General features: G+C 58.4%; 9 protein-coding genes and 1 pseudogene. 9 read left to right on the top strand and 1 reads right to left on the bottom strand.

From position 1 onward, the window contains the following. The 4 genes from ACILQA_RS09050 to ruvA all read left to right on the top strand — a co-directional run. On the top strand, window positions 1-233 hold a 233-nt coding region (locus ACILQA_RS09050), incomplete at its 5' end, for a DUF2312 domain-containing protein (protein WP_395629404.1). Between the two features lie 169 nt (window positions 234-402). Continuing rightward, a complete protein-coding gene (locus ACILQA_RS09045; RefSeq protein ID WP_395629403.1) occupies window positions 403-1146 on the top strand; it encodes a YebC/PmpR family DNA-binding transcriptional regulator in 744 nt (247 codons plus the stop codon). Beyond that, window positions 1143-1613: a crossover junction endodeoxyribonuclease RuvC gene (ruvC, locus tag ACILQA_RS09040; protein ID WP_183939161.1), complete on the top strand. Its 471-nt coding sequence runs from the start codon at window positions 1143-1145 to the stop codon at window positions 1611-1613. Before ACILQA_RS09045 ends, ruvC begins: the two co-directional genes overlap by 4 nt. A gap of 159 nt (window positions 1614-1772) precedes the next feature. After that, complete coding sequence (ruvA, locus tag ACILQA_RS09035; RefSeq protein ID WP_395629402.1) at window positions 1773-2381, top strand: Holliday junction branch migration protein RuvA; 609 nt, start codon at window positions 1773-1775, stop codon at window positions 2379-2381. Between the two features lie 59 nt (window positions 2382-2440). On the opposite strand, the gene ACILQA_RS09030 is transcribed toward ruvA, so the two are convergent. Continuing rightward, a complete protein-coding gene (locus ACILQA_RS09030) occupies window positions 2441-2758 on the bottom strand; it encodes a GIY-YIG nuclease family protein (protein ID WP_395629406.1) in 318 nt (105 codons plus the stop codon). A 264-nt stretch (window positions 2759-3022) separates the two neighbouring features. On the opposite strand from ACILQA_RS09030, the gene ruvB reads away from it, so the two are divergent. The 5 genes and pseudogenes from ruvB to ACILQA_RS09005 form a co-directional block, all read left to right on the top strand. Then, entirely contained in the window at window positions 3023-4048 is a 1026-nt protein-coding gene (ruvB, locus tag ACILQA_RS09025; protein WP_395629401.1) for a Holliday junction branch migration DNA helicase RuvB, read from the top strand. 90 nt (window positions 4049-4138) lie between these two features. Then, window positions 4139-4591, top strand: coding sequence for a YbgC/FadM family acyl-CoA thioesterase (locus tag ACILQA_RS09020; RefSeq protein ID WP_395629405.1), 453 nt, complete (start codon window positions 4139-4141; stop codon window positions 4589-4591). A gap of 7 nt (window positions 4592-4598) precedes the next feature. Further along, a complete protein-coding gene (tolQ, locus tag ACILQA_RS09015; RefSeq protein ID WP_395629400.1) occupies window positions 4599-5291 on the top strand; it encodes a protein TolQ in 693 nt (230 codons plus the stop codon). Between the two features lie 2 nt (window positions 5292-5293). Further along, window positions 5294-5755 (top strand): protein TolR, encoded by a 462-nt coding sequence (gene tolR, locus ACILQA_RS09010; protein WP_395629399.1) that lies wholly within the window; start codon window positions 5294-5296, stop codon window positions 5753-5755. Window positions 5756-5765: 10 nt separating this feature from the next. Then, window positions 5766-6373 (top strand): annotated as a pseudogene (locus ACILQA_RS09005) (hypothetical protein); the annotation flags it as partial.

Here is a 6373-nt window from a genome sequence, read left to right as displayed (position 1 = left end):
GCAATATCGCCGCCGATCAACTGCGTCTTTTCATTGAACGCATTGAGCGTCTGGAAGAAGAGAAAAAGGGCATCGCCGACGACATTCGTGACGTTTACAGCGAAGCCAAGAGCCAAGGCTATGACGCAAAAATCATGCGTCAGATCGTACGCCTGCGTAAAATGAGCCAGGACGACCGCCAAGAAATGGAAGCCATTTTGGATACTTACAAATCGGCGCTTGGTCTGGCATAATTTCCGCTTGGCTTCATTGCCGAAAAGACCCGTCATCCTGGACATGTTTCAGGATGACATTGTGTCGGGGACTGCGGTTCAGTTGCGCTGAAGCAGATGTCTTGCCCAATGGCGCGTGCCTGATGTAAGGGCGCGGCTTCATATCCTTTAGCCAGAGAAGAGCAGAGCCATGGCAGGCCATAGCAAATTCAAGAATATCCAACATCGTAAGGGCGCGCAGGACAAGAAGCGTTCGGCGCAATTTTCGAAGCTGTCGCGCGAAATTACCGTGGCGGCGAAAATGGGCATGCCCGATCCCGACATGAACCCGCGCCTTCGCCTTGCGGTGAATGCGGCCAAGGCACAATCGATGCCTAAGGATAATATCCAGCGCGCAATCGATAAGGCAATCGGCGGCGATGCGGAAAGCTATGATGAAATGCGCTATGAAGGCTATGGCCCCGGCGGCGTTGCCATTATCGTTGAGGCATTGACCGACAACCGCAACCGCACCGCGACAAATGTGCGCACGGCATTCAGCAAAAATGGCGGCAATCTTGGCGCATCCGGCGCGGTGAGCCACGGGTTCGACCGCATGGGCCTGATCACGTACCCCATCAGCGCAGGCGACGCCGACAGCGTCTTTGAAGCGGCACTGGAAGCGGGCGCAGAAGATGTGGAATCGAGCGAAGACGAACACAGCATCTGGACCGCGATGGACAGCCTGCATGAAGTCGCCAAGGCGCTCGAAGCGACACTTGGCGAGGCAGAAAGCGCCAAGCTCGCATGGAAACCGCAGGTTTTGGTCGAAGTCGACGAAGCCAATGCCGCGACCTTGCTCAAGATGATCGATGCCTTGGAAGATGATGACGACGTGCAGACCGTCTGGGGCAATTATGACGTTTCCGACGAGGTGATGGCGAAGCTGGGATGATTATTCTCGGTCTCGACCCCGGCTTGGGCACGACCGGCTGGGGCGTCATCCGCAAGGAAGGCAACCGCCTTTCGCATATCGACAATGGCGAGATTACAACCGATGCCAAGCTGCCCTTGGCGAACCGTCTCGTAATTTTGGACGAGAAACTGAGCGCTGTACTCGATCACTTCCGGCCCGATTATGCGGCGGTCGAAGAAGTGTTCGTTAACAAAAACCCGCAATCGACGCTGAAGCTTGGGCAAGCACGCGGCGTCGTCCTTTTGGGCGCTGCGCGCAACCGCACGCCCGTGACTGAATATGCCACGCGGCTCGTAAAAAAATCGGTCGTTGGCACGGGCAAGGCCGAAAAAGAACAGGTGCAAGCGATGCTCCGCATCCTGCTGCCGGGGCTGAAGCTGGCGGGGCCAGATGCAGCTGATGCGCTCGCGGTTGCGATCACCCACGCGCATCACTTTAGGGGTTGATGGGTTCCCGCAGAGGCGCAGAGAGCGCAGAGTTTCTAGCCCATAAAGTTATATATTATAATCTCTGCGTCCTCCGCGCCTTTGCGGGAAACAAAGTTTCTGTTCCCACGATGTTCTCTTTTGCTTGCCGATTTTGTAACGAACAGCTAACCCGCGATAATGATTGCAAAGCTATATGGCCGCATTGATGAAACGGGCGTCGACCATCTGGTAATCGACGTCAACGGCGTCGGCTATCTGGTGCAGGCGAGCGCGCGGACGCTATCGGCCTTGGGCAAGACGGATGATTTCGCCACCGTATTCACCGAAATGCAGGTGTCGGAAAACGACATGCGCCTCATCGGCTTTGCCACGCGCGAAGAACGCGACTGGTTCCGGTTGCTGACGGGCGTGCAAGGCGTTGGCGGCAAGGTTGGCTTGGCCATCCTCTCTGCCATCGAACCCGCCGACCTCGCGCTCGCCATCGGCAGCGGCGACGCGGCTATGGTGGCGCGCGCAAACGGTGTTGGCCCCAAGCTTGCGAGCCGCATCGTCAATGAATTGCAGGACAAGGTCGGCGCGCTCGCCGGCATCGGCGGCGGAGCGAAACTGATGCCCACGGGCGCAGCGGCCGGCAACCATGCACAGGACGCCATGTCCGCACTTGCCAATCTGGGCTTCAAACCCGGTGAGGCCGGAAATGCCGTGGCGCAGGCAGTCGAAGAACTCGGCCCCGATGCGACGCTCGATGCACTGGTCCGGCTTGCGTTGAAGCGGGCTTCGCGGTGACCCGCACCGCTGCATTTCTCATCCGTCACCCTGAACTTGTTTCAGGGTCCATCGGGCAACTATTCCTGCGCTATCGGCGGCAAACCCAACCCAACCGCCAGATCCACCCAATGCGGATTCCCGTCATTAATCAGGTTAATCTTCCAAGCGCGGCGCCAATTTTTCAGCTGCTTCTCGCGCGCAATCGCCGTCTCCATCGTGCCAAAAACTTCAAAATGCACCAGCCGGTAAATGGCATATTTGGAAGCATGTCCCGGCGTCATACCGCCGCGATGCTGCGAAAGCCGCTTCAGCAGGTCGGACGTGACGCCAATGTACAGCGATCCATAATGCTTGCTCGCAACTATGTATACGCAAGGCGTTTTTTCATCTCTCACGCGCTGGAAAGTGCTGCAAAATGGACCCTGAAACAAGTTCAGGGTGACGTAAATTTTGGTAAAATGTTTCACATGAATTCAAACCCCCACGCCGTCACCCTGAACGTGTTTCAGGGGCTATCGCGCAATAGCAAAGTGGGGTCCGCGCAGTGACCCGCACAGCCACCGGCGCATTTGCAGGCACGGACTTCCCAGCCGCGTTATTCGGTCTGGGAAGGGCGCAAGCACCCTTGGGTGACAATCAAGGGCGACGGTATCAAACTCATGACTGACGACGACCGCCTCACCACGCCGGACAAACGACCGGAAGATATCGACGCCGCGCTGCGTCCCAAAACGCTCGCCGAGTTCATCGGACAAGCGGCCGCGCGGGACAATTTGCGCGTATTTATTGAGGCGGCAAAGGGACGCGGGCAGCCGTTGGACCATGTGCTGTTCTTTGGCCCGCCCGGACTTGGCAAGACGACATTGGCGCAGATTGTGGCCAAGGAAATGGGCGTTGGTTTCCGCGCCACATCGGGTCCGGTCATCGCCAAATCGGGCGATCTGGCGGCGTTGCTCACCAATTTGGAAGATGGCGACGTCCTGTTCATTGACGAAATCCACCGGCTCAGCCCCGTGGTTGAGGAAATCCTCTACCCCGCGATGGAAGACCGTGCGCTGGATATCATGATTGGCGAAGGGCCATCGGCGCGTTCGGTGCGGATTGATTTGCCTGCGTTTACGCTGGTCGGTGCAACCACGCGGCAGGGTTTGCTGACCACGCCCTTGCGTGACCGCTTTGGCATTCCGGTGCGGCTCAATTTCTACACGCATAGCGAGCTTGAGCTGGTCGTAACCCGCGCCGCGCGCTTGCTTGACCTTGGCATTGCGCCCGATGGCGCGAACGAGATTGCCAAACGCGCACGCGGCACGCCGCGGATCGCGGGTCGCTTGCTGCGCCGCGTCCGTGACTTTGCCAATGTCGCAGGCGAACCCGTCGTCACCGCAAAAATCGCCGATAGCGCGCTCAACCGGTTGGAGGTTGATGCCCTCGGTCTTGATGCCATGGACCGGCGCTATCTGCACATGATCGCCGACATTTATCGCGGTGGCCCCGTCGGCGTCGAAGCATTGGCCGCTGGTCTGTCCGAACCGCGCGACACCATTGAGGATGTCGTTGAGCCTTATTTGCTGCAACTTGGCCTTATCGCCCGCACAGCGCGTGGCCGTTGCCTCAACGCCCCTGGTTGGAAACATCTTGGCCTCAACCCGCCCGCAGGATCGCAGGACGGATTATTTGATACATAGCGATGTGCCGAGTCCCTAAGGCGACCAATTGCGGATACGTTCTTTAAAAAGCCTTCCCGCCGGACTCTAAAGTGGTTAACAAAATTCATGATGCCCATGCCCACCCCCTATCACGGCCATTTCGACGGCACGCAGCACCTGTTTGCCGTGCGGGTCTATTTTGAGGACACCGATTTTTCGGGTGTGGTCTATCATGCGCGCTATCTGCATTTCATGGAGCGCGCCCGTTCGGACATGCTGGCCTGTGTCGGCATTGACCAGCGAAGCGTGCATGCGGACGGCCAAGGCGCCTATGCAGTCACCGAAATGAACATCACATATCGACGCCCCGCCCATTTTGACGATGCCTTGGTTGTTGTCAGCACCGTTGAGGCTGTGCGCGCGGCAAGTTGTGATATTCATCAAACAGTCATGCGCGGCGATGAAATACTGACCACGGCGCGGGTGACCGCTGCCTTTGTTTCACCCGACGGCAAGCCACGCCGACAACCCGCGCATTGGGTTGCGGCGTTTCAGCCCATCTTAAACCGACACGCAGAATAGGAAGATAATGGACCTGCTCATCGCGACCCAAAATATGGGTTTTTCACCGATTAAACTGTTTCTCGACGCTGATCTTGTGGTCAAGGCCGTGATCATCGGCCTCGCGCTGTCCAGCATTTGGGTGTGGACAATCATCTTCAGCTTCATGATCAAAATGTCGGGCATCAGCCGCCAGAGCGAGACGTTTGAAAGCGAATTTTGGGAAAGCAATGACATCGCGGCTTTCGCCAAAACATATAGCAAGAGCGCATTGCCCGTCGCCAAGGTATTTGCCGCAGGCATGACGGAATGGCGGCGTTCGACCAACGGCAAAACAATTGACCGTGCCGGAACGCGCGAGCGGCTCTCAACAACGATGGACGCAATGATTGCGGCAGAGACCGACCGTTTGGCCAACCGTTTGAACTTTCTGGCGACCACAGGATCGGTCGCACCCTTTATTGGCCTGTTCGGAACCGTCTGGGGCATCATGCGCAGCTTTGCCGCGATTGCCGCCGAACAAAATTCAAGCCTGGCCGTCGTCGCGCCCGGCATTGCCGAGGCGCTTTTCGCGACCGCCATTGGTCTGTTCGCCGCCATTCCGGCGGTCATCGCCTATAACCGATTTTCGCACCGGCTGAACCAATATGAAGCCCGTATGGGCCGTTTTGCCGACGGTTTCCACGGAACGCTGTCGCGTGAGTTGGAGCATGAGGTTTAACGATGGCCATGAACATATCTTCGGGCCGAAGCGGTGGCCGCGGCAGGCGTCGCGGCGGACGGCGCGCGCCCATGGCGGACATCAACGTCACGCCCTTTGTCGATGTCATGCTCGTTCTGTTGATCATCTTCATGGTTACTGCGCCCATGCTCGTCACCGGCGTTCCGGTTGAGCTTCCCGAAAGCCGCGCCAACGCGCTTGAGCAGCCGGAGGAGCCCATCGAAATCGCCATCGATCAATCCGGCACAACCTATATCGATGGCACACTGGTAGCCCCCAGTGAACTGCCCGCACGGCTGGAAGAAATCGCCGGCGCACAAGACGCGGCAAAGCCACGCCCGATCATGCTGCGCGGGGATACATCGATTAGCTACGGGCAAATGATGCGCGTGATGGGCGAGCTGAACCGTGTTGGACTGAATAGCGTGAGCTTGGTCACCACTGGTTCATCTGGCGAAAACTAACGATATGGCGATGGATCGGGTCGAGAAAGTCGGACTGGGCGCTGCGATTGGCGGCCATGTCATATTGCTGGGCGCATTTGGCCTAGGTCTTTTGGCATCCGCGGACACCATCAAAAAGCCAGAATCGATTTCGGTTTCGCTGGTGGGTGAAATTGCCGATGTCTCGACTGCGCCCGACGCCATTCAGGAAGAATCCGCACCGCCAGCCGCTGGGGACACCGCGCCGAGCGAACCGCCCCCTGCCCCAACCCCGGTGATACAAATCGAAAAGCCGGTGGCCAAGCCGGTGCAGAAGCCCGCAAAGCCCGACACTGCGCCGCCCCTTGCGAAGGTTGCGGCCAAGAAAGAGCCGGTGAAGACCGCTGCCACGCCGCCGAAAACGGTGAAAGCAGCCGCCACCAGCGGCAAAGGGTCAACGCCAGCCAAGCCCGGCGGGCTCAGCCGCAATTTCGAAGACAGCATCAACAATATCGGCAAGGCCCCTGGCGCTGGCAAAGCCGTTGGCACGCCTGCTGCAAAGACCGCGCCCGAAGTGCGCCGGTCAGTCGGCATCAGCATCGCTGGCCAAATCCGCAGCCGCGTTCGGGCATGCGCGCCGTCGGGTATCGACATCAACAA

The sequence above is a fragment of the Sphingorhabdus sp. genome, from assembly GCF_044239005.1.
In the GTDB taxonomy this organism is placed as follows: domain Bacteria; phylum Pseudomonadota; class Alphaproteobacteria; order Sphingomonadales; family Sphingomonadaceae; genus Sphingorhabdus_B.
Note: the sequence above shows the minus strand (reverse complement) of the source record. Positions and strands in the feature narration are given on the sequence as shown.

Excerpts from the sequence above, each read along its gene's own strand:
- ACILQA_RS09045 (WP_395629403.1), top strand. The coding sequence starts at position 403 with ATGGCAGGCCATAGCAAATTCAAGAATATCCAACATCGTAAGGGCGCG.
- ruvC (WP_183939161.1), top strand. The coding sequence starts at position 1,143 with ATGATTATTCTCGGTCTCGACCCCGGCTTGGGCACGACCGGCTGGGGC.
- ruvA (WP_395629402.1), top strand. The coding sequence starts at position 1,773 with ATGATTGCAAAGCTATATGGCCGCATTGATGAAACGGGCGTCGACCAT.
- ruvB (WP_395629401.1), top strand. The coding sequence starts at position 3,023 with ATGACTGACGACGACCGCCTCACCACGCCGGACAAACGACCGGAAGAT.
- ACILQA_RS09020 (WP_395629405.1), top strand. The coding sequence starts at position 4,139 with ATGCCCATGCCCACCCCCTATCACGGCCATTTCGACGGCACGCAGCAC.
- tolQ (WP_395629400.1), top strand. The coding sequence starts at position 4,599 with ATGGACCTGCTCATCGCGACCCAAAATATGGGTTTTTCACCGATTAAA.
- tolR (WP_395629399.1), top strand. The coding sequence starts at position 5,294 with ATGGCCATGAACATATCTTCGGGCCGAAGCGGTGGCCGCGGCAGGCGT.